Here is a 24,748-nt window from a genome sequence, read left to right on the forward strand (position 1 = left end):
ATCAGCGTGGATCAACAAAACTGCTTTGGATTCTGAATCAGCGAATGAGGAAAGGGTATTTTAATATTTAATTACAGTCATCTAATGCGCTTCTCTTAACCCAATCAAAATTGTTGAAACAGTGCGAGATTTCGAGGCGCGTTCAGAAAGGCCTGACATGTTTGTTGGTGATTGCTAGACAGTTCCTGACCGAATTGCAGGGGCCTGCTGTTGGTGGGCACGATCAATATCTTGGGGGAACGAATATGCATAAGCCGGTGAATTGGGGCATCTTGGGCGCGGCGAAATTTGCCCGGCAGCAAATGGCACCAGCCATCCATGCGGCTAATGGTGCGCGGTTGGCTGGGCTCGCGACATCCGATCCGGCCAAAGCTGACCCGTTTATCAGCTATTGCCCTGATCTAAGCGTCTACAACAGCTATGACGCGCTGCTGGCAGATCCAGAGATTGAGGCGGTCTACATCCCACTGCCTAACCATCTTCATGTTGAATGGAGCTTGAAGGCGCTGGAGGCGGGCAAGCATGTGCTGTGCGAAAAGCCGATGACCATGCGGGCTGATGAGTTTGACGCGCTGATCGCCAAGCGGGGTCAGACCGGGTTGCTGGCCGCCGAAGCTTATATGATCGTGCATCATCCGCAGTGGCATCTGACACGCAAGCTGATTGCCGATGGAGCGATAGGTAAATTAATTCATGTCACCGGTGCGTTCAGCTACGACAACCGGGCGGACACGGGAAATATTCGCAACCGTCCCGAGACTGGTGGCGGAGGTCTGCGTGACATCGGGGTCTATGTGATCGGCAGCGCGCGATTTGCCACGGGGCAAGAACCAGATTCGGTCAGCGGTGCGATCCGTTGGGAGAATGACGTGGACGTTTTCACCGAAATTCGCGCGCAGTTTCAGGGATTTACCTATTCCACTTACGTTTCGACTCGCATGCACCCGCATCAGGAAATGGCGTTTCACGGTGAAGGTGGCATGATCCGACTAACCGCTCCGTTCAATCCTCGTGTGTTCGGGGAGGCACGGGTTGAACTGCACCGACCGGGGCTTGAGGTTCAGGTGACGCGTTTCCCCACAGATAACCACTATCAATTGCAGGTCGAAGCGTTTGGCCGATCAATCCGCGAAGGGGTCGCGTATCCCTGTCCGCTTGAATTCGTGCGCGGTACGCAGGAGGTGATCGATCAGGTCTTTGACACCGCCATGTCGCTGTAGCTTGCAACGTCCGCAATGACTCGCGTAACCTGATCCGACCAGATCAGGAGGGTTCTATGGCGGGCGGTTGGGCGCGCGATGGCGCAGTAAGCGAACAAATCGAAGCGTCGATTTCCGATGAACTGGCGCGGATGCAGGCTCAAAAGCGGCCGGTTGGCGCAAGCCTGACCCATTGCGCCGAATGCGAAGAGCCGATTCCTGAAAAGCGCCGCGCGGCTCTGCCGGGCGTCAAACTCTGCCTCGATTGCCAGCAAGAGCGTGACAGCAGTTTCAAGGCCCGTAGCGGGATCAATCGGCGCGGGTCGAAAGACAGCCAGCTGAAGTAACTTTGGGAGCGCCGATGCAGGGTCAACCGCAGAAATCATTGCTGCATAACGGGTTGCTTCTTGGGTTTCTGGCCGCGTTTCTTTGGGGTACGCACAGTGTCATCGTTCGGTACCTGACGAGCGATCTCGGCGGGTTGCAGATCGCCGTATCACGCCTGTTCATCGCTGCGTTTGCGATTTACTGCATGCTGCGGGTGATGGGCGCACGGGTCTCGGTCCAATATCGCGATTGGAACTTTCAGTTGGCGGTGTTGTCTACCGTCGTGAACTACATATTGTTCCATATCGGCCTTGAACACACTGGTGCCGCGAATGCGATGGTGCTGGAAAATACTGCGCCGTTTTTCGTGCTGATTTTCCTGTATTTCTTTGCAGATACCGCCGTCGGGCGCACCGACGTGCTGGCAACTCTGTTGGCGATCCTTGGTGTGTTTTTGACGGTCTATCGGGATTTTCAAGGCGGCGGAGAGCCTCTGTTGGGCGATCTGATGGAAATCGGGGCGGGGCTTAGCTGGGCGGTATTCCTGATTTCCAGCAGCCGCGCGATGCAATCGTCAGAGACTACTGCCGAAAGGCTGAACTTTCTGTTTGGCGTTTTCCTGTGTTCAGGGGTGCTGTTGGTACCATTGGCAGCGTTCGCGTTTCAGATACCAACCGTAAATGACGTGGTCTTCTTGATCCTACTTGGCGTTTTGCCGACCGCGCTGGCCTATTATCTATGGTACGAGGCCGCCGCGCGTGTCTCGACCTTGACGGCGACGTTGCTATTTGCCGCCTCGGTTGTGTTTACTTTCATCAATTCGGCGCTGTTTCTGGGCGCGACGATCACGCCGCTGGCGATTGTTGGCGCGGTTTTGATTGTGACGGCGATTTTCGTGACGACGATGAAATCAAGCAAAGAGAAATGAGGCAGCCTGAACCGGCTGCCCCTTGGCTTTAGCTTTCCATCGCTTCCAATTCGTCAATGAAGCCAGAGATCATCGAAAGGCCCTTGTCCCAGAACTCGGGGTCGCTGGCGTCCAGTCCGAAGGGGGCAAGCAGCTCCTTGTGGTGTTTTGAGCCACCGGCGCGCAGCATATCGAAATACTTGTCTTCGAACCCGTCCGCTCCGCTTTCGTAGACCGAATAGAGTGCGTTCACGAGGCCATCGCCAAACGCGTAGGCGTAGACGTAGAAGGGCGAATGGACGAAGTGCGGGATATAGGCCCAGAAGGTCTCGTACCCATCCATGAATTCAAACGCAGGCCCAAGGCTTTCGGCCTGGACGCTCATCCACAGGGCGTTGATGTCATCCGGGGTCAGCTCACCTTCGCGTCGGGCAGCATGAAGCTTGCACTCGAAGTCGTAAAACGCAATCTGGCGAACGACCGTGTTGATCATATCCTCGACTTTGCCGGCCAGCAGCACCTTGCGCTGTTCCGGGGTCTCGGCCTGATCCAGCATTTTGCGGAAGGTCAGCATCTCGCCGAACACGCTGGCGGTTTCGGCAAGCGTAAGCGGTGTGGACGATAGCATCTCGCCCTGATCTGCAGCCAGAACCTGATGCACGCCGTGGCCCAGCTCATGCGCCAGGGTCATCACGTCGCGTGGTTTGCCCAGATAGTTGAGCATTACGTAAGGATGAACTTCGGTGACTGTGGGGTGGGCGAAGGCGCCGGGTGCTTTGCCGGGTTTCACTGCCGCATCGATCCAACCTTTCGAGAAGAATGGGGCTGCAATTTCACCCATGCGCGGATCGAAGGCGTTGTAGGCGTCCATCACCGTCTTCTCTGCCTCAGCCCAATCAACGATGCGAGTGTCTTCCATCGGCAAAGGGGCATTGCGGTCCCAGACCTGCATGACGTCCAGACCCAGCCATTTGCGTTTCAGCTCGTAGTAACGATGGCTCAGCTTGGGGTAGGCCGCGACGACAGCCTCGCGCAAGGCTTCGACAACTTCGGGCTCAACATCGTTCGACAGGTGGCGACCAGTCTGAGCAGTTGGCATGTTGCGCCAGCGGTCAACGATTTCTTTTTCCTTGGCCTGCGTATTGTGCACGCGCGCGAAGGTTTTGATATTGCTTTGGAAAACGCTGGCCAGTTCGCGCGCGGCAGCTTCACGTTTGGTACGATCCTGCTCGGTCAGCAGATTCAGCGTGCCTTCGATATTCAACTCTTCGCCATCAACGGTAAAGGTCAGGCCCGCAATTGTCTCGTCGAACAGGCGCTCCCATGCATCGCCGACCACGCCGAGATCGTGCAGAAATTTCTCAAGCTCGTCGGAAAGTTGATAAGGCTTCATCGCGCGGATACGGCGGAACACGGGTTCATACCGGGCCAGATCAGCATTGGCGGCGAAATGCGCGGCCAGCGCGTCGTCATCAATACGGTTCAGTTCCAGCGTGAAGAACACCAACGGCGTGGTGAAGACCGTGATCTTCTCTTGCATGTCAGACAGGAACTTGGCGCGGTCGGCATCGGTGGTCAGCTGGTAATAACGCAGTCCGGCGAACGACATGATGCGACCGGCGACGGTGTTGATCTTTTCGTTTCGCTGCACGCAGGTCAGTAGGGCTGCGGCATCCAAATCGGCCAGTTTGCCTTCGTAATCGGTTGCAAAGGCCGCACATTCGCCTTCCAGCCAGTCTAGATCGCGGGAAAGTTCCGGCGCGTCTTCCGAGGTGTAGAGATCGGTCAAATCCCATTCCGGCAAGTTGCCCAGATCATCAGAACCGCCACCTGCATTTGCGTCACGGACGGGGAAGGGAAGGTCGCGCATGGATCACCTCAATGGACTGTGTTGGCAAACATTTAGGCGCGGCTTTGCCGGATCACAAGCAGCCTGTTTGGATCAGCGTGACAGCGCGGGCTCTTTTTCGGATATGGATCCCGCTTTGAGGAAATGGGCCACCAGTTGATCAAACACCGGTCCACGCACCTCGGGGGCTTCCATCAAGACTTCGTGCTCGCCTTCAGGTATCTCAACCAAAGTCCCGCCGGGCCAGTTCGCCATACGGATGCGGATTGCCTTGCGATCGACGATTTGCTCATGGCTTCCAAGGAAAGTTAGGGCAGGGATGTCTGGTGCGGTCTGCTCCATTAGCCAGATGCACTCATCCAGCGCTTCGCGCAGCCATATCGTGGATGGCGCGCCAAGTGCGAGTTCCGGATGCGCGGCCAACTGGTTCTGCATCATCTGATACATTTCGGGATCACGGGTAAGCACGTTCCCCTCGAAAGGTTGCGATGCGACATAGCTTTCCAGCGTTGTCGTGGGCGGTGTCTTTTCTCCAAGCCCCAGACGCGGCCCCCAATAGGCGGTCAACTGGCTGAGCGGTTTCATGATCGGGGTAAAGAATATGCCCCACATCGGGCCCGTAAAGGCACAGGCCGCGAAGTCCGCGCTTTCCAGAACCGCGCGCAACCCAATTGCTCCACCCATGGAATGGCCGATCACGTACCATGGTTTGGGCAGTTCCAGATGCTGGGCGAGTGCCAGTGTCGCGCGTACATCATGCTGATAATCGGTGAACTGCTCGACATGGCCAATCCGAGGATCATCAAGCAAACGATCCGCCAGACCTTGCCCACGCCAATCAATCGCAAGGCTGGCAAAGCCCCGATTAACGAATTCCTTCGCAGTATCGCCGTATTTCTCGATATATTCCGTGCGCCCGGGGAACAGCATCACTGTACCGCAGGCATCGCCGGTGGGACGCCAATGGCCGACGCGGATGCGCTTGCCGTCTTGCGTTGTCAGCCAATGCGCCGCTCCACCGGCGGGACCGCCGGCCACATCTTCGAAAAAGGGGGCCGGCGACAAATCCATCAGGCCAGCACCGAGGCAAGTTTCATGGCGATACCCATGTCTCCATCAACGCTCAGCTTACCAGACATGAACGCACCCGTGGGGTTCAGGTCACCGCTGAGAATCTGTTCGAACGTGTCCGCATCGGCGCTTAGGGTGACGTCGGCGTCTTCATCGCTGACGCGCGCGCCGCTTGCATCCAGAATGATAGACCCCAGATCAGCGATTGCAAATTTGGCTGATGCATCGAAATCGCCGCCCGACAGTTTTTCGTTCAAGGCCTCTGCGGCTTTTTCCAGAATATCGCTCATGGTCTTCCTCATTTTGTTCATGCGCCGTGAATGGACATCCTCGGTCGCTACGCTACACTGACCATTGTTATGGGTATTGCAATCAACAATCTCAAAGGTACCGTCGCGGCACTTGTCGTCATAGTCACGTTTTCCTCCACTTGCGCCGCGCAAGAGGCGGATTCGCGGGATGAGGCAGAGCTGCTGCAGAAACTGGCGCAATCCACGCCCGAACAAGCGGTGGGATTGGATCGGCAGTTGCAGGCGCTGTGGTCACAGTCAGGCTCGGCCTCGGCAGATCTGCTGCTTGAGCGTGGGCGACAGGCGTTGGAAGACGGTGATGTCGATGCCGCGCTTGATCACCTGACGGCGCTGACGGATCATGCGCCTGAATTTGCCGAAGGTTGGCATGTTCGTGCCTCGGTCTTCTTTGGCATCGATCGGTTTGGCATGGCGGCGGCAGATCTTGAACACGCTCTGACCCTTAATCCCAACCATTATGAGGCCATCTATGGTCTGGGCCTGATCTTCGAGATTGTGGGTAAGCCCGAACAGGCGTTTCAAGCCTATTCGCGTGCGCTGGCTATACATCCCCATCATGAAGAAGTAACCAATGCCGTGAATCGGCTGAAGCCTCAGGTTGAAGGCAAGGCGCTGTAAGTCTTAGGGCGCAGGGGGCAAAGGTGAGCGGGTCATCCCGGGTAGTGGCCGTACTTGGCCCGACGAACACAGGAAAAACTCACTACGCGATTGAACGTATGCTGGGGTACCGGACGGGTGTCATCGGTCTACCGCTGCGTCTTTTGGCGCGTGAGGTCTATGACAAGATCGTTGCCATTCGCGGCCCCTCGGTCGTTGCGCTGGTGACGGGTGAAGAACGGATCGTGCCACCTAGAACACAGTATTGGGTCTGCACGGTTGAGGCGATGCCCGAAGGCATGGGCGCGGATTTCGTGGCGATTGACGAAATTCAGCTTTGCGCCGATCCCGAACGTGGGCATGTGTTTACCGACCGTTTGCTTCGGGCACGTGGTACCAATGAGACGCTGTTTCTGGGCTCCGACACCATGCGCGGTGCCATTGCTGCGCTCGTGCCTGAGGCACAGTTCGTCCGGCGAGAGCGGATGTCTCAACTGGTTTATTCCGGGTCCAAAAAGATCAGCCGTATGCCCGCTCGCAGCGCCATCGTGGGGTTTTCGGTCGAAAACGTCTATGCAATCGCTGAATTGCTGCGTCGTCAAAAGGGCGGGGCTGCCGTTGTGATGGGCGCCCTCAGCCCGCGAACGCGGAATGCGCAGGTGGATCTCTATCAGAACGGCGAGGTTGATTACCTGGTCGCCACCGATGCCATCGGAATGGGCTTAAATCTGGATGTGAATCATGTAGCGTTTTCATCTCTGACTAAGTTCGATGGTCGCCGGATGCGACCGCTGGCCCCCAATGAATTGGCTCAGATCGCAGGTCGGGCAGGGCGCGGCATGTCCGATGGGACTTTTGGCGTGACTGGCGAAGCGCCGCCTTTGGACGAAGGCGTGGCTCAAGCCATCATGGACAGCCGCTTCACGCCGATGAAAAAACTGAACTGGCGGAATGCTGCCCTTAGGTTTGGCTCGATCGAAGCTCTGATCACATCGCTTGAGGTCGGTCCGAACGACGAGCATCTGGTCAAATCACGCCCCGCTGACGACCTAAATGCGCTGAAATCTCTGTCTCAGGACAGCGAGGTTATGGCGCGTGCCAGCGATGGCCCGTCGGTCCGATTGTTGTGGGATGTTTGCCGAATCCCCGATTTTCGCGGCATCAGCCACGCCGAACACGCCAGCCTGCTTGAAGTGATTTATGGCCACTTGCACGAACGCGCATCGATCCCGGATGACTTCATGGCGCGACAAATCCGCCGGATCGACCGAACGGATGGAGATATCGATGCGCTCTCCAAAAGGTTGGCATATATTCGCACCTGGACATATGTTGCGCAACGAAACGGCTGGGTGCGTGACGAATCCCATTGGCGTGAAGAAACGCGCACTGTAGAAGACAGGCTGTCAGACGCTCTGCACGACCGTTTGACTCAGCGATTTGTGGACCGGCGCACATCCGTATTGCTGCGCCGGCTCAAACAGAAGGAGGCCCTTTTGGCCGAAGTAAATGACAAGGGTGAAGTGACCGTCGAAGGCGAATTCGTCGGTCGTCTGGAAGGGTTCCGGTTTACACCGGACAAAAGCGCGCAGGGAACCGAGGCGAAAGCCCTGAAATCGGCCTCTTTGCAAGCACTCGCGCCGCAATTCCATCTGCGTGCCGATCGCTTCTACAATGCGCCCGATACCGAAATTGATTTCACTGATCAGGGTGGCCTGATGTGGGGCGAATATGCCGTCGGCAAGCTGGTTGCCGGGGCAGAACCACTTAGGCCTGTGGTTGAAGTTTTAGTGGATGAGGCCGCAGGGCCGGATGTCGAACAGAAAGTGCAGCGTCGTTTGCAGCATTTCATCGACCGCAAAGTGGCTGCTCTGTTTGAACCTCTGTTGAATCTATCGCGGGATGAAGAGCTTACCGGCCTCGCCAAAGGCTTTGCCTTTCGCATGGTCGAGGCGCTGGGCGTGCTGCCCCGGGCGCAAGTCGCGCAAGAGGTCAAGGATCTGGATCAAGACGCCCGTGGCGCGCTGCGCAAGCACGGCATCCGATTTGGTCAGTTCACCATCTTCATGCCTCTGCTGCTGAAACCCGCGCCAACGCGCCTGCGTTTGGTGCTCTGGGCGTTGTCCAGCGGTCTGCAGGAATTCCCCGAAGCGCCGCCTCCGGGACTGGTCACTGTGCCCGTCGCCAAGGATGCACCGCAAGGGTACGACACCATGTGCGGCTACCGTGATGCGGGCGAACGCTCGATCCGAATCGACATGCTGGAAAGGCTCGCAGACATGCTGCGGTCCGAGGACAGCCGGGGCGGGTTCGAAGCCAAGCCCGATATGCTATCGATCACCGGCATGACGCTGGATCAGTTCGCTGATCTGATGCAAGGATTGGGCTACAAGGCCGAGCGCGGCGAGCGCGACAAGGTCAAGCCAGCCCCCGCGGAGCAACCTGCAGCAGAAGCGACAGAGCAACCGGCGACCGATGGGACCCCTGCACAAGACAATGCAACGGAAGAGGTCGCCGCACCCGCCGAGGCTACCGAAAGCACCGAGGCGGCAGCCGAGGCCCCCGCAGAGGTTCAAGTTACGGAACCGGCATCGGATGAGCCCGAGGTTGAGGTGTTCTACACTTTCACATGGGGCCGCCAGCGTCAGCAAAACCGTGGCCCGCGCCGCGAGCAGGGGCAGGGCAAGGGCAAGCCGCGCGGCAAACCTCAGGATGGCCGTAAGCCTCATGGCAAGAAGGGCGGCAAGCCTCAGGGCGCCAAATCCTTCTCGTCGCGGCCTCCGAAAAAGGAAAAGACCATCGATCCCGACAACCCGTTTGCGGCTGCGCTGATGGGTCTGAAGGACGGCAACTGATCCGTCATGGATCAGGCCAAGCTGCGGATCGACAAGTGGTTGTGGCAGGCGCGGTTCTTCAAGACCCGTAGCCTGGCCGCCAAACAGGTCAGCGGCGGGCATGTCAGATTGAATGGAAACCGGGTGCTGAAACCGGCGCAAGCCGTGGCACCCGGAGACGTTCTGACCTTTCCGCAGGGGCGGATCGTCAGAGTTGTTCGCATCGAAAAGCTGGGCGAACGCCGGGGTCCGGCCCCTGAGGCGCAAACGCTGTACTTCGATATGACCGAAAAACAGGACGCACCGCCCAAAAATCCGGGTTTTGAAGGAAAAGGTCGCCCAACCAAGAAAGAAAGGCGTGCGCTTGATCTTTCTCGTACCCCAAAGGGGTGATCTTCTCTTGAAGAGGCGGGCAGACTGAATTAGCTAGTCGGCCAAAGCGCACATGGGAACTGAACAATGACCTACGTTGTCACCGAAAACTGCATTGGCTGCAAATACACCGACTGTGTCGAGGTATGTCCGGTCGACTGTTTCTATGAAGGTGAGAACACGCTGGTCATTCACCCTGACGAATGTATCGATTGCGGCGTCTGTGAACCTGAATGCCCTGCCGATGCGATCCGCCCCGATACCGAGCCGGGGATGGAACAATGGGTCGAGTTCAACCGGAAATTCTCAGAAATGTGGCCGGTGATTGTGACCAAGAAAGACCCGCTGCCCGAAGCCGAAGAGCGCGACGGCGAAGAGGGTAAGATGGAGAAGTATTTCTCGGAAGCGCCTGGCGAGGGTGGCTAAGCGATTCGGTTGCCAAGCCAGACCGTACCAATACCAGGAAATGCCTTATCCCCTTGAGTTGAAATGCGTTTTCAGCCCTGATCTGGGGCTGGTCTTTCGAGTGTCGTAATTTTGTGATATACTTACATCTGAATGATGACTGTGATGGGGAAGTGCTCCGTTAGTATGCCAACTATGGAGTCCTGATTTTATGACAAGAGATGCGCCTGACGGGGCCGTGTGTGGCCACGCTCGGGGTGTTTTTGCCGTCTCATGTCCCGATCTGTAATGAAGGATGAAACTGAATGTCGAAGTCGAAAAAGCTTGAGTTCCGCCCGAACGATTATGTTGTTTATCCCGCCCATGGCGTGGGTCAGATCATTTCGATCGAAGAGCAGGACGTTGCGGGGTTCTCGCTTGAGCTGTTCGTGATCTCCTTTGAAAAGGACAAGATGACCCTGCGTGTGCCGACGAACAAGGTAACCGAATCCGGCCTGCGTTCGCTTAGCTCTCCTGATGTGATCAGCCAGGCGATGAAGACGCTGAAGGGCAAGGCCAAAGTCAAACGCGCAATGTGGTCGCGCCGGGCGCAGGAATATGAGCAAAAGATCAACTCGGGAGATCTGATCTCGATTGCTGAGGTGGTTCGCGACCTGCATCGCACCGATGATCAGCGCGAGCAGAGCTATTCCGAGCGTCAGCTTTATGAAGCCGCGCTCGAGCGTCTGACCCGCGAAGTGGCTGCCGTGTCCGGTGCCGATGAAATCTCAGCCGCAAAGCAGGTTGATGAGGTGCTGACCTCCCGCGCTGCCTGATCGCATTCGAATTCAATTAAGGGCCGTCCCAAAGATCGAGGCGGCCCTTTTTCGTGGCTTGATGCTTGGTCGAATGGCGTTTGTCGGGTATTTTTCCGCAAATGCAGGAAGATACGGGGTCATGATGAAGCAAACTGTCAAGTTTCTCTACATCAGCCACGAGCCGATATCGGTTTGGTTCCGCTATGGGCTGATCCTGTTCGACATCGCATCGATCATCTTCTTTGTTGCCACTGCAAACATCCCGCACGGGCCGGGATTGACTGCTGCTAGCATGGGGGTCGGGCTGATCATCCTGCTGGATTTCTGTGCCCGGATGTGGATTTCCAAAGACCGTTGGAAATTGCTGCGCCAGATTTACACGTTGGCAGATATCGTTGTGATCGTATCTCTGCTGCTTGATCCGTTTCTAACCGGCAACCTGGCGTTCCTGCGGATATTGCGGGCGCTACGGCTGATCCATTCCTATCATTTGCTTCGTGACCTGCGCCGCGACAGCCCGTTCTTTCGAACGCATGAGGACGCCGTGATTGCAGCGATCAATCTGTTGGTCTTTGTGTTTGCAACCTCGACCGCAGTGCTGGTCTTTTTCGTCCCTGAAGATGCGCAAACGCCATATATCGATGCGCTTTATTTCACGATGGCGACGCTGACGACGACGGGATTTGGCGATATTACTCTGGGCACACCAGCGGGAAAGCTGTTTTCCGTTTTCATCATGGTCGTCGGCGTGGCGCTATTTGTGCGTTTGGCGCAGGCGATCTTTATGCCGCAGAAGGTGCGCTATAAATGCCCAAGCTGCGGTCTGTTCAGGCATGACCCGGATGCGGTTCATTGCAAGCATTGTGGTGCGACGCTTCGTATTGAAACCGGTGGGGCATCTTAGATCGCGGCTGTCAGCGCCAAAAGGAACGTGATTTCCGAGATTTGCTGCGTGGCCCCCAGAATATCGCCGGTCTGACCCCCGATTTTGATCTTGGCGGTGCGCGCGACAATCGCCGCCGCGATCAAGGCGCAGAGCATTGGTACGATGGCTGATCCTCCCAGCAGGAACAACGACAGGAACATGGCCAGCCCGATGCCAGACAGAACTGCAGACAGAGGCGGAGCACCAACCGAATGGCTTAGCCCAGATTTGCGGGCGTTAGGTAACGCGCGCATTAGCGCGGGCATCATGGCGCGCGAGAAGACACAGGCGGCCAAGACACCCGTCAACAGGCCTGTGCCGATCAAAGCCATAACAGCCGCAATCCTGAGCAGTTGGGCAAACAAAAGTGCCAACACGCCATAGGTGCCGATATGGCTGTCCTTCATGATCTCCAAACGGCGTTCAGTGGTGAAGCCGCCCCAAAGTCCGTCGGCCGTATCGGCCAGCCCGTCCTCGTGCATCGCTCCGGTCGTAATGATGAGTACGGCGACCAGCAAAGCAGCGATGGCGAAAGTGGGCAGTTGCGCCCAGATGGCGATCCAGGCAACCCCGCACGCCAACGCTCCGACAACAAGCCCGGCAATGGGATAGGCCCAAGCCGCGCGCGACTGGCAGGCGAACGCCTGATCGGGCAGGCGCGGCAGGGGCAGGCGGGTCAGCAGGACCAGAGCCAGCGGGATATCCCACAGGGAAAACGGGTCGGTGTCGTTTTTGGTCACTCCCAGGCCTTTCAAGGTCTTGTCGCATTGCCAGCTTCGGTTAAACACACAGGACCACTCTGATGCAACGAGGCTTTTCATGCTGCCCGAACTCAAAGATCTGAACAGTTTCCGCAATGTGCTGACCGGTGCGCTCGGACCGGACACCTCCGCGCGGCAGGGTGCGGAAGAGCGTAATGGTCAACTGACCAAACCACCGGGCGCGTTGGGGCGGCTTGAAGATCTGGCGATTTGGTACGCAGGTTGGCGCGGGGATGCGCGGCCACAGATCACTGCGCCTCAGGTCATCGTATTTGCGGGGAACCACGGGGTAACGGCGCAGGGCGTTTCTGCGTTCCCGCCCGAGGTGACCGTGCAGATGGTCATGAACTTCGAACATGGCGGCGCAGCGATCAACCAACTGGCCAAAGCCGCGGGTGCGAAGATGGATGTGCACGCGCTGGAGCTGGACCGCCCGACTGCAGATTTCACTCAAACCCCGGCGATGAGCGAAGAGGAATTGCTGAGCGCGCTGCGTACAGGCTGGCAGGCGGTTGATCCGCAGGCTGATCTGCTTGTCGTCGGAGAGATGGGGATCGGAAACACAACTCCGGCTGCTGCCGTCGCCTGCGCACTGTTCGGCGGTGACGCTGCCGACTGGACTGGGCGCGGTACCGGTGTTGATGATGCCGGGCTTGCCAACAAAACTCGAGTGGTTGCCGAAGGCGTCGCGCTACACGGTCAAGGGGACGGCTTGCACATCCTGCGTTGCCTGGGCGGACGCGAAATCGCAGCCATGGCAGGGGCCATCGCCGCAGCGCGCGTATTGCGCATTCCGGTCATTCTGGATGGTTTCATCTGCACAGCCGCCGCAGCGTGTCTGGCGCAGATTTCGGACACCGCGCTGGATCACACTATTGCAGGCCATCAAAGTGCCGAAGGTGCTCATGCAGCAATGTTGGACAAGCTTGGCAAGGAACCATTGCTAAGCCTTGGCTTGCGATTGGGCGAAGGCTCGGGCGGGGCGTTGGCGATCAACATCCTGAAAAGCGCCATGGCCTGCCATTCGGGCATGGCGACCTTCGCCGAAGCGGGGGTCACTGACGGTTAAGCCGACTTCTTGGCGTGTTCCTCGGCCAATTCCAGCAGCGCGGTTTCCAGATCTTTTTCCAGTTGCCGCGCACGCTCGATGTATTTCTTGTTTTCCGCAGTCGGCATGCCGGGAATCCATAGCTCTGCAAGTTCTCGCACCGATCCTCGGTCGTGGTGATAAAAGGTTTGTTCGGCTTGTGCGGCCTCGTATTCACTGAGGCCGATATTCTCCAGAACATAGCGGCCTGCGCGTAGCGATCCGTCGAACATCTCGCGCACGATGTCGTTGGCTCCGGCCTGATACAGCTCGTACACATGATTACGGTCACGCGCGCGCGCGATGATGTGCAGATCGGGCCGCTGCCGACGGGCATAGCCGACCAGACGGGTGACCTGCTTGTAATCATCCATAGCCGCGACCAGCACCGCAGCCTTTTCGATCCCGGCGGCACGCAGCAGCTCGGGGCGGGTCGGATCGCCAAGGAAGCCTTTGACACCAAACCGGCGCATCAGCTGGATTGTTTCGATGTCGTGGTCCAGAACGACGGTCTTGAATCCGCTGGCCTGCACCAGTCGATTGACGATCTGACCAAAGCGGCCGATCCCGGCGATGATTACAGGACCACGCTCATCGATCTCGTCCGCCTCAACCTGCGGTTTGCTTTCACCGATTGAGCGGGACAGCAGATCATAGATGATGAACAGCAGCGGCGTGATCAGCATGGTCAGGGCGATGATCATCAACAGCTTCTGGGACAGGCCGGGTGGGATCACATTCTGCTGCGTTGAAAAGGCTAGCAGCACGAAACCAAATTCACCGGCCTGCGCGAGACCCAGTGTAAACAACCAGTGATCGCGCCCGCGCAGTTTGAAGGCGCGCCCGACGATGAACAGGATGATGCCTTTGGCGAGTATGACCAGCAGCGCCAATCCGATCAGGTCAAACGGATCGGCGAAGAAATACCCGATATCGATCCCAGCGCCCACGGTGATGAAGAACAGGCCCAGCAGTAGCCCTTTGAACGGCTCAAGGTCGCTCTCCATTTCGTGCCGGAATTCCGAACTGGCCAGAACCACGCCCGCCAGAAACGCGCCGAGGGCAGGGGAGAGCCCCACCAGTGTCATCAGGAAAGAGATACCGACCACAATCATCAGCGCCAGCGCCGTATACATTTCTCGCAGTCGCGTTGCGTGAATGAACCGGAACAGAGGGCGGGTCAGATAGACACCCGCCAGTACGACAAAGACGACCGCTCCGATCGTAACCAGCGTGACGGCCCAGCCCGGCAGCCCTTCGACCAGCGACAGAGTGGCGTGGTGATCTGCGCCATGGGACGCGTCGACGCCGCGATCGATTGAGCCGTCATCTTCGATGTGAATGCTTGCGGGCAGGGCGAGCAGCGGCAGAAAGGCGAGGATCGGGATTACGGCAATGTCCTGCGTCAGCAGGACCGAGAAGGTCGCTCGACCTCCGTTGGTTTGCATCAGGCCCTTCTCGGACAAGGTCTGCAGCACGATCGCTGTGGATGAGAGCGACAAGGTCAATCCAACCGCCAGTGCCACCGACCATTGGTGACCCGCAAAGAAAGCCACAGCCGCGATTGCTGCGGTCGACAGGCCGACCTGCAGCCCGCCAAGGCCCAACAGTTTGTCGCGCATATCCCACAAGGCACGGGGCTCAAGCTCGAGCCCGATCAGGAACAGCATCATCACGACGCCGAATTCGGCCACATGCTGCAGGCTTTCGGTCTCGGCGCCGACAAGGCCCAAAATGGGGCCAATCGCGATGCCTGCGGCCAGATAACCCAGCACCGATCCCAGACCCAGTCGGGCGGAAAGTGGCACCGCGATCACCGCAGCTGCCAGATAGATCGATGCCTGATAAAGGAACTCGTTCATTATCGTCCTCTTAAATCCGCTCAGGTCGGGAGCGGCGCGTCGCGTTTCAATTGGTCCATCACGATCTGGCTTTGCACCCGTGCAACTGCAGGATGCGGCAGGATCACTTCGTGAAGCAAGGTATTGAGTGCGGATAAGTCGTCACAATAGACATGAAGCAGGTAATCTGCCTCACCCGTCATCGTCCAGGCACTAGTGATCTCGGGGCGGGTGTTCACCATGCGGGCAAAGCCTGCGGATTGTTCGGGGCCATGCGTGCCCAGATGCACCTGAATGAACCCCTGAACCTGCAACCCCAGCCTCAGCGGGTCCAGCCGGGCGGTGTATCCGGTGATATACCCCTCGGCCTCAAGCCGCTGTCGGCGGCGGCCCGCCTGACTGGCAGATAGGTTCAGCACGTCGCCCAGTTGTTGCGACGTCAGATGCGCGTCACGCTGCAATGCTGCGAGTATTCCGATATCAATCCGATCCAGCACGTGCGGTGTTTCCTCGAAATTCGTTGTTATTATGCGTAAATTACGCATCCAAGCTTAGTTTATACGAAAACAATGCGCAGAAACAGCGCGGAATAAGGCGTATTTTTGAATCAGCAAAGAAATTCCTGTTTTCCGAGGAGACGCGCCATGGGTCCTTTCCCGCATAACGCCCCGAAATCTGTCATCAGCGAAGAAAACCCAGCCGGCACCGATGGGTTCGAGTTCGTTGAATTCGCACACCCCGAGCCGCAGGAGCTGCGTGATCTGTTTGCGCGGATGGGGTTCGAGTATGTTGGCCATCACCGCGACACCCCCATGGTCGAGCTGTGGCAGCAGGGCGATGTCACCTACATCCTGAACGCGGACCCCGACAGCTTCGCCGCCAAGTTCGTGGCTGATCATGGCCCCTGCGCCCCTGCGATGGGCTGGCGCGTTGTGGACGCTCAGAAGGCCTATGAGCACTCGATCGCCAAAGGGGCTGAGCCCTATGATGGGGCCGACAAGACCATGAATGTCCCGGCGATCAAGGGTATCGGTGGCTCGCTGATCTATTTCATCGATCAGTATTATGACACCTCGCCCTATAACGAGGAGTTTGAGTGGCTGGAGCAGTCGAAACCGCGCGGCGATGGGTTCTATTACCTCGATCACCTGACCCACAACGTGTTCAAGGGCAACATGGACAAGTGGTTCAAGTTTTACGGCGATCTGTTCAACTTCCGCGAAATCCGCTTCTTTGACATTCAGGGTAAGCACACTGGCCTTTTCAGCCGTGCGCTGACTTCTCCTTGCGGTCGCATCCGCATTCCGATCAATGAGGACCGGGGTGAAACTGGGCAGATCGTGTCTTACCTGAAGAAATACAATGGCGAGGGTATCCAGCATATCGCGGTGGGTAGCGATGATATCTATGGCTCGACCGATGCGATTGCCGAGAAGGGTCTGAAATTCATGCCCGGCCCGAATGAGACCTATTACGAGATGTCATACGACCGTGTGACCGGCCATGATGAGCCCAAACATCGCATGATGAAGCACGGCATCCTGATCGATGGTGAGGGCGTCATCGATGGAGGTGAGACCAAGATCCTGCTGCAGATCTTCTCTAAAACCGTGATCGGCCCGATCTTTTTCGAGTTTATCCAGCGCAAGGGGGATGACGGATTCGGCGAGGGTAACTTCAAAGCCCTGTTTGAATCGATCGAGCGTGAACAGATTGAATCGGGTGAAATCTCGGCTGCCTGACCTGAGGCTTATTTTGAAAACAAAGCGCTCTGTTCACTGAACGGGGCGCTTTGCGTTTATCCGCGCGGCATCTTGAGGGTGATGTTCTTTCCGCGTTTCTGGTAACGCAGCTCGCTGTCGCCGATGGCCACAACATTCCCGCCATCAATGCGGTCGCCCACTTTCAGCTTCTTGTAACGGCCGCTGGGAAGGCGCACCAAGGCACGGCGATTGGCCGGGGTGCCGTAAACGCCGATCAGGTTCAACTTGCGCAGGTTAATCGCATTGTCGATGGTTGCCTGTCGTGCAACGGATGCTGAGGACGGGATCTTGGGGTTAACCGTTCTGGGCTGGAATGAACCGGGTTCGTCAGCATTGCTCGCCACATTCGCAGTTGATGCTTGTGAGGCACTGGCCGCGCTCGCCCTTTGCGTTGCGCGGGCAGCAATTCCAGCAGGTCGAATTTTTGGGCGAGGCACGCGCACGACGGCCAGCGCTGTCGGCGTTTCGTCAACTTGCGGCGGAACTTGCAACGAATCTGGTCGCAGTTTGGGCCTAACCGACGCCAGCTCCTGCCGGGAGCGTCCCCCCAACTGCCGACGTTCAAATTGGTCCACAAGATTTTCCGGACGTGGGCGAGGGCGGATACCTGCGAGCCGCTCATCGACCTCTTCGATCACAACCGGCTCAGTCTCGAATCGGGTCGGTGGCTCAGGGGGGGCTGACGAGGGGCGCCCGAGATAAACCACTACCCCGGCAGGGTTCAGCGTTCCCTCGGTGCTTGGGGTTACTAGCCCGCGCTCATCCAACTCGAACCGTTGCCCCGCCTGGCTGGGAAGAGAGATCGGTTCAAAGGGTGCGTCTGTATCCAGGCTGGCAAAATCGGGAAGCGCGACGACATCGGTCGATAGGTCCGAGCGATCTATGGATGTGAGATACAAGTCCTCATCGCTCTGCTCGGGCGGGGCGGTCAGATCGGAAGGCTCAGCGGGGACTGATCCTGTGAACTCGAGAAACTCGGTTTGGGTTTCAGGCGGTTCAGCAATGCTCTCAACGGGTTGCGGTTCAATCTTCAGTGCTTCGAGGATCGCTTCGTCCGTTGCGGTGAGGGCCTCTTCTGCGTCCACCGCCGGCTCTGGCACCTCTGGTTCAGAGGGTAGGCTTGCGATTTCTTCTGCGTCCGCTTCGGGTTCTGTCTCTTCGGGCAGTACCTCGGTTTCGTTCGATGTGATTTCGGGCTCGGGTTGCAGCTCGGGGTCAAGCTCTGCCGTCTCAGCCACGTCGACGCTTTCAGTCTCAGAACTGTTGAAGGACCAGACACCCAGAACCATCCCGAATAACACCGACGCGGCAATCGCTGGAATGGCAAAGCGTTTCAGGTCGATCCCGGCCTTTTCGGGTGCAGGGATCGCGTTGGTTGCGGGCTCAAAGGACGGTGGTTCGTCATCCTCAGCGATGGCGTGGACCGGTATGTCCGGCACATCTTCGGGTATGGCTGGCGCAGCCGCGACCACAGGTGGTTCAACACCTGCGATCGGCAATTCAAGAAACGGCTGGTCCAGAGTATCCACACCGGTTGCACTGACCCAGAATGCCTCGGGGATAAAGCCGTGATCGGTGGCGAATGCACTGGCCTCGTCCAATGTTTGCTGAGCCACCGCAGCAACTTGGGTTTCGACCCCTTGCGCGTCGGTTACATAAGAGAGTTCCGACAGCTCATAGGGTGTGGCTGAAGCAAGCGTCTCTTCGATCTTCTGTTCAGCCGCCTTTGAATCCAGCGCTTCTGTCTCGACCGACAACAGGCGAACCTGATCTGATGGAATCACAAGCTTGCAGCTCAGGTCGTTTTCCAGCGCGAATCCCTGTTCCCGAAGGGCCTGTATCTGATCCGAAAAATCCGGCGCATCCAACGGTACGGTTCCAATGCAGTACCAGTCTCCATCCGACTGATGATGCAAGGAAATGCCGTTTTCAGAAAATGACAGCGCAAAGGCGGGTTTCATAATCGCGATGAACCATAATTGTCAGCTTCAATGCAAACGCTTGGATGTCTGCCCAACGAGATTAGAGCAGGAACCCGCCGAGGGAAAGAAAAAGGCGCGTTTCCCCCTTGCCGTGTGCAACCAGACACCTCCATCTTTAGGGTAAGCATTCAGGAGGGATCACCTTGAAGACACTTGCTTTTTTGGCTGCGATGACCGCAGCAGTGGCGGCAATGCCCGCCCATGCGGAAGAACGTCGCATCACTGTCAGCGGCACCGGAACAGCGCTCGCCGCACCTGATATGGCGACAATCACGCTGGGCGTGACCAATCAGGACGCTCAGGCCTCGGTTGCGATGCAGGCGACATCGGATGCGGTGACGCAGATTCTCAAACGCCTGGACGAAATGGGGCTGGAATCACGTGATGTGCAGACCCGCGATTTGTCGCTTTCGCCGGTTTGGTCGGGGCGGAACAATGCCAGCAACGAGGCACCAAAGATCACCGGCTTTACAGCCTCGAACCGCGTGTCGGTGCGCGTTCGAGATTTGGACAAGCTGGGCCAGATCATGGATGCTGTCATACAGGACGGTGCGAATGATTTCGGGGGTCTGAGCTTTGGTGTGCAAGAGCCCAAACCGCTTGAAGCCGAGGCACGAGCCAAAGCTGTGGCCGATGCGACGGAAAAGGCGCAACAACTGGCACAGGCCTCTGGCGTCACGCTCGGGCCGGTGATTTCAATCAACGATCACGGTGGGGGCGTTCGTCCGATGGCTCAGATGCGCGAAATGGCGATGTCGGATGCGGGTGGCGTACCTGTCGCGGGCGGAGAGATTTCCGTGTCGGTCAATATCGCGATGGAGTTCGAGATCGCCGAGTAGGCTAAGCCTCAGCGCGGGCTTGCAGCGCTTGGCGCTGTTGGCCTGCCGCATCGAAATTCCCCGGCGCGAGCCAGTTCTCGAATGCGGCGCGGATGCGCGGCCATTCGCCGTCGATAATCGAATACCAGGCGGTATCCCGATTGCGTCCTTTGTAATGGGTCGCCTGCCGAAAGACGCCTTCGAACGTGAATCCCAAGCGTTCGGCCGCACGCCTTGAAGGCGCATTCAGGGCGTCGCATTTCCATTCATAGCGGCGATAACCAAGCTCATCGAATACCCGGCGCATCATCAGATACATCACTTCGGTCGATTGCGGTTTACGCTGGAGCAGGGGAGAGAAGTGGATATGGCCTACCTCGATTGAACCCGCTGCTGGTTCGACCCGAAGGTACGAGGCCATCCCCACGGGTACCTCATCCGCGTTGAGCACTGTATGGAACATCGGGTCCGCATCCATGCAGTTTGACTGCGCCCATGTGGTGAAATCCGCCTCAGAGTCGAACGGGCCGTAGGGCAGATAAGTCCAATTGTGGCCGTCCGTATCGTTGGCAAACGCCCGGTACAAGCCGGGCGCATGCCGATTTACATCCAGTGGCACAACCGAGCAGAACCGGCCCTCCATCGGTGTGTAAGGCGGGGTGGGGCGAGGAAACTCGCCCGTGACCGGCAAGCCGATGGGTTGACCCAGTTCATTTGTGTTGTGCTTGGTCACGGGTCAGGCACTTGCTTTGGACAAAGCCTGATCCAGATCAGCGATCAGATCGTCCGCATCCTCGATGCCGATCGAAACCCGCACCACGCCAGGGCCTGCGCCTGCAGCCTCTTGTTGCTCGGGCGTCAGCTGACGGTGTGTGGTCGAGGCCGAGTGAATGATAAGCGACCTGGCATCGCCGAGGTTGGCGACGTGGCTGAAGATTTCCAGAGCATTGACCAGTTTGACGCAGGCGTCATAGCCACCCTTGATCGCAAAGGTGAACAGGGCACCGGCACCGCGGGGATAATGCGCCTTGACCCGGTCGTGATAGGGTGACGAGGGCAGGCCCGCGTAGGTCACGTAGTCAACGCGGTCATCCGCTTCTAGCCACGCGGCGATCTTCTGGGCGTTCTCGACATGGCGCTCCATCCGCAAGGACAGTGTTTCGATCCCCATCAACGTATAGTGCGCAGCTTGCGGGTTCATCGTCATGCCCAAATCGCGCAGACCAATAGCGATGCCGTGGAAGGTGAAGGCCAGTGGGCCGAATGTTTCGTGGAATTTGAGCCCGTGATAGGCGGCTTCGGGTTCGCTGAGCGAAGGGAATTTTTCATTCGCAGACCAGTCGAACTTGCCCGAATCCACGATGCAGCCGCCGGTAACAGTGCCGTTTCCGGTCAGGTATTTGGTGGTCGAATGCACCACCAGCGTCGCACCATGTTCGATCGGGCGGCAAAGGTAGGGCGTGGCCGAGGTGTTGTCGACGATCAGCGGAATGCCTGCACCGTCTGCAACGTCTGCCAACGCGCGGATGTCGGTGACATAGCCACCAGGGTTGGCAATGGATTCGCAGAACACCGCGCGGGTGTTTTCGTCGATGGCATCCTTCACGGCGTCCAGATCATCGGTATCGACAAACTTGGCCGACCAGCCAAAGCGCTTGATGGTCTGGCTGAACTGCGTGACCGTGCCGCCGTACAAGCGGGTCGAAGCAACGACGTTGCAGCCCGGCCCCATCAACGGGAACAGCGCCATGATCTGCGCCGCATGACCGGACGAGCAGCATACCGCGCCAACACCGCCTTCAAGGGTCGCCACGCGTTCTTGCAGCACTGCAACGGTGGGGTTGGTCAGGCGCGAATAGATGAAGCCAACTTCCTGTAGGTTGAACAGCGCTGCGGCGTGCTCGGCATCGCGGAAGACATAGGCCGTGGTTTGATAGATCGGTGTCTGGCGCGCACCCGTGGCGGGGTCGGGACGGGCCCCGGCGTGAATTTGCAGCGTATCGAAACCGTAGGTGGGGCCGTCAGACATCGTTAATAACTCCTGTTGGAATGTGTGTTGATGAATCTCTAGGGCATTGCCCGGCTCGGCACAACGCTTGCGTCAGCGCAGCCAAAGCCCCTTGGACTTGATGGTTTTGCGAATGACCTGTTCCCGCGCCGGCAGGGTATTGCGATCAAACAGCGCCCGGATTTTGGCGCCCTTGCGTTGGATGACCAGCTTCTTCAGCGGATCGTATCCTTTGAGCACTTTCTTGATCTTGTTGGGGGCGACTACGGTTTCCAGTACCTCGACCACATGATCGCTTTCGCGGGCGTACAGCAACGGAAACAGGCGATAGTGACAGCTGATCGATCCATCCAGCAGACCTTCGGGCAAAACATCCCGACCACCGCCAAAGGAATGAATGACCAGGGGCAAGGCGATCTGATCCAGCCACGGGTCCAGAACCTGCCCGGTCAATTCTGGGATGTCTTTGTCTTGAATAGCGCGGGCGTAGTCCAGAAAACGCTCTCCGAACTGGCGGGGGCATTTATAGAAGAAATAACCGGCGTTGAAATACAGGTAGTGCCGCCAATACCCAGACGGCTGGCTGGGATCGAGTGAACTTTCGAAATCCAGACCAAACCGGTTGTACAGCGACCGCCAAATACCTTCATAGCCGGGGCCGTAGAGCGTTGGTTTTGGCCATGTTCCTTCAACCCGCAGAGATGCGCCGGGTCGGTTGAAATCAAACGGCACATCGGCAAGCTCGCCCGTGATCAGCGTATCGCTGTCGAAGAAAATGAACGGCTCGCCCTCGGGCATCGCCAGCAGCGCTTCGATCTTGTTGCCGTAGGGATAGCGCGCTCCAAAGACACGAGATTCAAAGGGCAGGATTTCGGCACCTAAGTGCTGCAATGCCTCAAGCACCTCGGGGTCCTGAAGGCTGGGGCTCTGCGGCCAGAGCGGGCCGGGCTGCGGTACACCCACGAACAACCGCCCCTTGAAACCCGGAGAGCTATGCCGCAGCGAGGCCGCAAACAAAAGCACCTCATATTGCAAGCGGTTGTTTTGCCCGATGATGAGGATGTTGAATGTCTTCGGGCTTGCCTGCATCTTGTCGCGCTTTCTAATCGGGCCGGAATTCGGCATTTGCCTCAATGGGAAGTACAACAAGCTGTGTAGGGCGTCAAAACCCCAAAAGACCTTGGTTTGGAATCCGGGCCCGATTTTGAACTCAATTTCCCTCATTGCAGAATGCTTGAAGAAGCCGATCAACAAGGAATTTGCGCAATGGTTCGCCGTTCGAATTGACCGGATCATGTGGGTTGTTTCATTTGTCGCCTGCGTCGAGCGTAAGGTGCTGGGTCGCTTTGGTGGAGTGGTCTAACGCCATGAGTGCCACCAAAATAGGCAAATAAGCGCAAATCCGGGTTAATCCGACGCGATTTTTCATTTTTTGACCATTTGGCAAATTTTACCAATTGATAAAAAATTTCTTTGTGGCAAGCTGTAACTCAGAACAAACATATCTACAGGGAGTAGAGTGATGGCACAGGGCCAGATGGCACCCGGGATCGTCTCCGGGCGGCTTTCCAGCGATGAGCTGACCTCGAATTTTACCGATCTGCATCCGCCGCTGGCCCCGCACGAGGCCGCCGTGGCCGCTGATCGATGCTATTTCTGCTATGACGCGCCATGTGTGACGGCCTGTCCGACGGATATCGATATTCCGTTGTTCATTCGCCAGATACAGGCCGGACAGCCAGCTGCGGCAGGGCAGACCATTCTGGAACAGAACATTCTGGGCGGCATGTGTGCCCGGGTTTGTCCCACAGAGACTCTGTGTGAAGAGGCTTGCGTGCGTGAGACAGCTGAGGGCAAACCGGTCGAGATCGGGCGCTTGCAGCGTTATGCAACCGATGATGTGATGGCGTCGGGCGTTCATCCTTTCGAACGCGCTGTTCCAACAGGCAAGACAATTGCTGTGGTCGGGGCGGGCCCTGCGGGTTTGGCCTGCGCGCATCGTCTTGCGATGCTGGGGCATGATGTGGTCATCCACGAAGGCAAACCCAAGCCTGGCGGTCTGAACGAATACGGCATTGCGGCATACAAAACGACCAACGATTTTGCGCAGGCCGAGGTCGACTGGCTGTTGAAAATCGGTGGAATCGCAATCGAGACCGGTTCGGTTTTGGGCGAGACGATTTCGTTGGATGGGCTTCAGGAGAACTACGATGCTGTATTCCTGTCGATCGGACTGGCCGGGGTGAACGCCCTGCGCGCTGAAGGAGTCGAGAAAGACGGGGTGCGCCCTGCGGTCGATTTCATTTCGGATGTGCGGCAGGCTAGCGATTTGGCTGATCTTCCGGTAGGGCGGAATGTCGTTGTGATCGGCGGCGGCATGACAGCGGTGGACGCGGCAGTGAAATCGAAGCTGCTGGGGGCCGAGCATGTGACCATTGCCTATCGCCGCGGTCGCGACGCGATGGGGGCCAGCCGGTACGAACAGGATTTGGCGGCGTCGCACGGTGTTCGGATTTTATGCAACGTTCAACCTGTGGCAGTTCACGGAAATGGGGCCGCAGCTGAGATCGAATTAGAGTATACTGCCAGCCATGATGGTCGATTGGCCGGTACGGGTGAAACGGTTCGCGTGCCAGCTGATCAGGTTCTCAAGGCGATAGGCCAGACGCTGGATGGTGCACCGGAAGGGCTGACGCTGGATGGTAACAAGATCGCTGTTACCGGGGCGGGACGTACCTCAATGACCGGTGTGTGGGCTGGTGGAGATTGCGCAGCAGGTGGCGAAGACCTGACCGTGACTGCAGTCGCCGAAGGCCGCGATGCCGCGATGGATATCCACACCAATCTGAGCGCGTGAAACTCTAAGACAAAGATGCAAATTTGCATCAGGGAGG

General features: G+C 57.7%; 24 protein-coding genes. 14 read left to right on the forward strand and 10 right to left on the reverse strand.

Annotation, left to right across the window (positions count from 1 at the left end; all coding sequences use genetic code 11):
* Nucleotides 1-245 precede the first annotated feature (245 nt).
* From ACR0B3_RS01225 to ACR0B3_RS01235, 3 genes are read left to right on the forward strand one after another with little or no spacing between them, the layout of a single operon-like run.
* Nucleotides 246-1,220, forward strand: a complete 975-nt coding sequence (locus ACR0B3_RS01225; protein WP_480807513.1) for a Gfo/Idh/MocA family protein — start codon at nt 246-248, stop codon at nt 1,218-1,220.
* Nucleotides 1,221-1,276: 56 nt separating this feature from the next.
* Nucleotides 1,277-1,546, forward strand: coding sequence for a DksA/TraR family C4-type zinc finger protein (locus ACR0B3_RS01230; protein WP_170757855.1), 270 nt, complete (start codon nt 1,277-1,279; stop codon nt 1,544-1,546).
* A 14-nt stretch (nt 1,547-1,560) separates the two neighbouring features.
* Nucleotides 1,561-2,454, forward strand: coding sequence for a DMT family transporter (locus tag ACR0B3_RS01235; protein ID WP_480807514.1), 894 nt, complete (start codon nt 1,561-1,563; stop codon nt 2,452-2,454).
* 28 nt (nt 2,455-2,482) lie between these two features.
* Here ACR0B3_RS01235 and ACR0B3_RS01240 read toward each other — a convergent pair whose 3' ends face one another.
* From ACR0B3_RS01240 to ACR0B3_RS01250, 3 genes are all read right to left on the reverse strand, one after another.
* Nucleotides 2,483-4,303, reverse strand: a complete 1,821-nt coding sequence (locus ACR0B3_RS01240; protein WP_480807515.1) for a M3 family oligoendopeptidase — start codon at nt 4,301-4,303, stop codon at nt 2,483-2,485.
* A gap of 72 nt (nt 4,304-4,375) precedes the next feature.
* Nucleotides 4,376-5,353: an alpha/beta fold hydrolase gene (locus tag ACR0B3_RS01245; protein WP_480807516.1), complete on the reverse strand. Its 978-nt coding sequence runs from the start codon at nt 5,351-5,353 to the stop codon at nt 4,376-4,378.
* Nucleotides 5,353-5,643: an SCP2 sterol-binding domain-containing protein gene (locus ACR0B3_RS01250; protein WP_170719688.1), complete on the reverse strand. Its 291-nt coding sequence runs from the start codon at nt 5,641-5,643 to the stop codon at nt 5,353-5,355. The genes ACR0B3_RS01245 and ACR0B3_RS01250 overlap by 1 nt, the downstream gene beginning before the upstream one ends.
* A 30-nt stretch (nt 5,644-5,673) precedes the next feature.
* Here ACR0B3_RS01250 and ACR0B3_RS01255 point away from each other — a divergent pair, with 30 nt between their 5' ends.
* The 6 genes from ACR0B3_RS01255 to ACR0B3_RS01280 all read left to right on the forward strand — a co-directional run bounded on the left by ACR0B3_RS01255 (nt 5,674) and on the right by ACR0B3_RS01280 (nt 11,573).
* A complete protein-coding gene (locus ACR0B3_RS01255) occupies nt 5,674-6,282 on the forward strand; it encodes a tetratricopeptide repeat protein (protein WP_480807517.1) in 609 nt (202 codons plus the stop codon).
* A gap of 23 nt (nt 6,283-6,305) precedes the next feature.
* Nucleotides 6,306-9,116 carry a helicase-related protein gene (locus ACR0B3_RS01260; RefSeq protein WP_480807518.1) on the forward strand — a complete coding sequence of 937 codons (2,811 nt, stop codon included), beginning with the start codon at nt 6,306-6,308 and terminating at the stop codon, nt 9,114-9,116.
* Nucleotides 9,117-9,122: 6 nt separating this feature from the next.
* Nucleotides 9,123-9,488, forward strand: coding sequence for an RNA-binding S4 domain-containing protein (locus ACR0B3_RS01265; RefSeq protein WP_480532949.1), 366 nt, complete (start codon nt 9,123-9,125; stop codon nt 9,486-9,488).
* A 66-nt stretch (nt 9,489-9,554) separates the two neighbouring features.
* Nucleotides 9,555-9,893 carry a ferredoxin FdxA gene (gene fdxA, locus ACR0B3_RS01270; RefSeq protein ID WP_170682977.1) on the forward strand — a complete coding sequence of 113 codons (339 nt, stop codon included), beginning with the start codon at nt 9,555-9,557 and terminating at the stop codon, nt 9,891-9,893.
* A 284-nt stretch (nt 9,894-10,177) separates the two neighbouring features.
* The gene (locus ACR0B3_RS01275) at nt 10,178-10,687 is read left to right on the forward strand and encodes a CarD family transcriptional regulator (RefSeq protein ID WP_170572040.1); all 510 of its coding nucleotides are present in this window, start codon (nt 10,178-10,180) and stop codon (nt 10,685-10,687) included.
* 124 nt (nt 10,688-10,811) lie between these two features.
* Nucleotides 10,812-11,573, forward strand: a complete 762-nt coding sequence (locus ACR0B3_RS01280) for an ion channel (protein WP_480808009.1) — start codon at nt 10,812-10,814, stop codon at nt 11,571-11,573.
* On the opposite strand, the gene cobS is transcribed toward ACR0B3_RS01280, so the two are convergent.
* Nucleotides 11,570-12,334: an adenosylcobinamide-GDP ribazoletransferase gene (cobS, locus tag ACR0B3_RS01285; RefSeq protein ID WP_480807519.1), complete on the reverse strand. Its 765-nt coding sequence runs from the start codon at nt 12,332-12,334 to the stop codon at nt 11,570-11,572. The genes ACR0B3_RS01280 and cobS overlap by 4 nt on opposite strands.
* A 79-nt stretch (nt 12,335-12,413) precedes the next feature.
* Here cobS and cobT point away from each other — a divergent pair, with 79 nt between their 5' ends.
* A complete protein-coding gene (cobT, locus tag ACR0B3_RS01290; protein ID WP_480807520.1) occupies nt 12,414-13,424 on the forward strand; it encodes a nicotinate-nucleotide--dimethylbenzimidazole phosphoribosyltransferase in 1,011 nt (336 codons plus the stop codon).
* Here cobT and ACR0B3_RS01295 read toward each other — a convergent pair.
* Complete coding sequence (locus tag ACR0B3_RS01295; protein ID WP_480807521.1) at nt 13,421-15,304, reverse strand: monovalent cation:proton antiporter-2 (CPA2) family protein; 1,884 nt, start codon at nt 15,302-15,304, stop codon at nt 13,421-13,423. The genes cobT and ACR0B3_RS01295 overlap by 4 nt on opposite strands.
* A 20-nt stretch (nt 15,305-15,324) precedes the next feature.
* Nucleotides 15,325-15,780, reverse strand: coding sequence for an Lrp/AsnC family transcriptional regulator (locus tag ACR0B3_RS01300; protein ID WP_170405101.1), 456 nt, complete (start codon nt 15,778-15,780; stop codon nt 15,325-15,327).
* Between the two features lie 147 nt (nt 15,781-15,927).
* Between ACR0B3_RS01300 and hppD the strand changes: the two genes are divergently transcribed.
* Entirely contained in the window at nt 15,928-17,025 is a 1,098-nt protein-coding gene (gene hppD, locus ACR0B3_RS01305; protein ID WP_480807522.1) for a 4-hydroxyphenylpyruvate dioxygenase, read from the forward strand.
* A gap of 56 nt (nt 17,026-17,081) precedes the next feature.
* Here the strand turns inward: hppD and ACR0B3_RS01310 are convergent, their stop codons facing one another.
* The gene (locus tag ACR0B3_RS01310; RefSeq protein ID WP_480807523.1) at nt 17,082-19,007 is read right to left on the reverse strand and encodes a hypothetical protein; all 1,926 of its coding nucleotides are present in this window, start codon (nt 19,005-19,007) and stop codon (nt 17,082-17,084) included.
* 164 nt (nt 19,008-19,171) lie between these two features.
* On the opposite strand from ACR0B3_RS01310, the gene ACR0B3_RS01315 reads away from it, so the two are divergent.
* A complete protein-coding gene (locus ACR0B3_RS01315) occupies nt 19,172-19,867 on the forward strand; it encodes an SIMPL domain-containing protein (protein ID WP_480807524.1) in 696 nt (231 codons plus the stop codon).
* A 1-nt stretch (nt 19,868) separates the two neighbouring features.
* Here ACR0B3_RS01315 and ACR0B3_RS01320 read toward each other — a convergent pair whose 3' ends face one another.
* From ACR0B3_RS01320 to ACR0B3_RS01330, 3 genes are all read right to left on the reverse strand, one after another.
* A complete protein-coding gene (locus tag ACR0B3_RS01320; RefSeq protein WP_480807525.1) occupies nt 19,869-20,579 on the reverse strand; it encodes a GNAT family N-acetyltransferase in 711 nt (236 codons plus the stop codon).
* Nucleotides 20,580-20,582: 3 nt separating this feature from the next.
* Nucleotides 20,583-21,875 (reverse strand): O-acetylhomoserine aminocarboxypropyltransferase/cysteine synthase family protein, encoded by a 1,293-nt coding sequence (locus tag ACR0B3_RS01325; RefSeq protein WP_480807526.1) that lies wholly within the window; start codon nt 21,873-21,875, stop codon nt 20,583-20,585.
* Between the two features lie 72 nt (nt 21,876-21,947).
* Nucleotides 21,948-22,943, reverse strand: coding sequence for a hypothetical protein (locus ACR0B3_RS01330; RefSeq protein ID WP_480807527.1), 996 nt, complete (start codon nt 22,941-22,943; stop codon nt 21,948-21,950).
* Nucleotides 22,944-23,088: 145 nt separating this feature from the next.
* Between ACR0B3_RS01330 and ACR0B3_RS01335 the strand changes: the two genes are divergently transcribed.
* The gene (locus tag ACR0B3_RS01335) at nt 23,089-23,217 is read left to right on the forward strand and encodes a hypothetical protein (RefSeq protein WP_480807528.1); all 129 of its coding nucleotides are present in this window, start codon (nt 23,089-23,091) and stop codon (nt 23,215-23,217) included.
* A 159-nt stretch (nt 23,218-23,376) separates the two neighbouring features.
* The gene (locus ACR0B3_RS01340) at nt 23,377-24,711 is read left to right on the forward strand and encodes an NAD(P)-dependent oxidoreductase (protein ID WP_480807529.1); all 1,335 of its coding nucleotides are present in this window, start codon (nt 23,377-23,379) and stop codon (nt 24,709-24,711) included.
* Nucleotides 24,712-24,748 lie beyond the last annotated feature (37 nt).

It is taken from the genome of Ruegeria sp. CE9 (assembly GCF_056537425.1).

What these genes read in the sequence shown, in the direction of transcription:
- ACR0B3_RS01245 (WP_480807516.1), bottom strand. Translation starts at nt 5,353, where the DNA reads ATGGATTTGTCGCCGGCCCCCTTTTTCGAAGATGTGGCCGGCGGTCCC.
- ACR0B3_RS01275 (WP_170572040.1), top strand. Translation starts at nt 10,178, where the DNA reads ATGTCGAAGTCGAAAAAGCTTGAGTTCCGCCCGAACGATTATGTTGTT.
- ACR0B3_RS01255 (WP_480807517.1), top strand. Translation starts at nt 5,674, where the DNA reads ATGGACATCCTCGGTCGCTACGCTACACTGACCATTGTTATGGGTATT.
- fdxA (WP_170682977.1), top strand. Translation starts at nt 9,555, where the DNA reads ATGACCTACGTTGTCACCGAAAACTGCATTGGCTGCAAATACACCGAC.
- cobT (WP_480807520.1), top strand. Translation starts at nt 12,414, where the DNA reads ATGCTGCCCGAACTCAAAGATCTGAACAGTTTCCGCAATGTGCTGACC.
- ACR0B3_RS01295 (WP_480807521.1), bottom strand. Translation starts at nt 15,304, where the DNA reads ATGAACGAGTTCCTTTATCAGGCATCGATCTATCTGGCAGCTGCGGTG.
- ACR0B3_RS01325 (WP_480807526.1), bottom strand. Translation starts at nt 21,875, where the DNA reads ATGTCTGACGGCCCCACCTACGGTTTCGATACGCTGCAAATTCACGCC.
- ACR0B3_RS01265 (WP_480532949.1), top strand. Translation starts at nt 9,123, where the DNA reads ATGGATCAGGCCAAGCTGCGGATCGACAAGTGGTTGTGGCAGGCGCGG.
- ACR0B3_RS01240 (WP_480807515.1), bottom strand. Translation starts at nt 4,303, where the DNA reads ATGCGCGACCTTCCCTTCCCCGTCCGTGACGCAAATGCAGGTGGCGGT.
- ACR0B3_RS01235 (WP_480807514.1), top strand. Translation starts at nt 1,561, where the DNA reads ATGCAGGGTCAACCGCAGAAATCATTGCTGCATAACGGGTTGCTTCTT.
- ACR0B3_RS01250 (WP_170719688.1), bottom strand. Translation starts at nt 5,643, where the DNA reads ATGAGCGATATTCTGGAAAAAGCCGCAGAGGCCTTGAACGAAAAACTG.
- ACR0B3_RS01280 (WP_480808009.1), top strand. Translation starts at nt 10,812, where the DNA reads ATGAAGCAAACTGTCAAGTTTCTCTACATCAGCCACGAGCCGATATCG.
- ACR0B3_RS01225 (WP_480807513.1), top strand. Translation starts at nt 246, where the DNA reads ATGCATAAGCCGGTGAATTGGGGCATCTTGGGCGCGGCGAAATTTGCC.
- ACR0B3_RS01330 (WP_480807527.1), bottom strand. Translation starts at nt 22,943, where the DNA reads ATGCAGGCAAGCCCGAAGACATTCAACATCCTCATCATCGGGCAAAAC.
- ACR0B3_RS01230 (WP_170757855.1), top strand. Translation starts at nt 1,277, where the DNA reads ATGGCGGGCGGTTGGGCGCGCGATGGCGCAGTAAGCGAACAAATCGAA.
- ACR0B3_RS01340 (WP_480807529.1), top strand. Translation starts at nt 23,377, where the DNA reads ATGGCACAGGGCCAGATGGCACCCGGGATCGTCTCCGGGCGGCTTTCC.
- ACR0B3_RS01310 (WP_480807523.1), bottom strand. Translation starts at nt 19,007, where the DNA reads ATGAAACCCGCCTTTGCGCTGTCATTTTCTGAAAACGGCATTTCCTTG.
- hppD (WP_480807522.1), top strand. Translation starts at nt 15,928, where the DNA reads ATGGGTCCTTTCCCGCATAACGCCCCGAAATCTGTCATCAGCGAAGAA.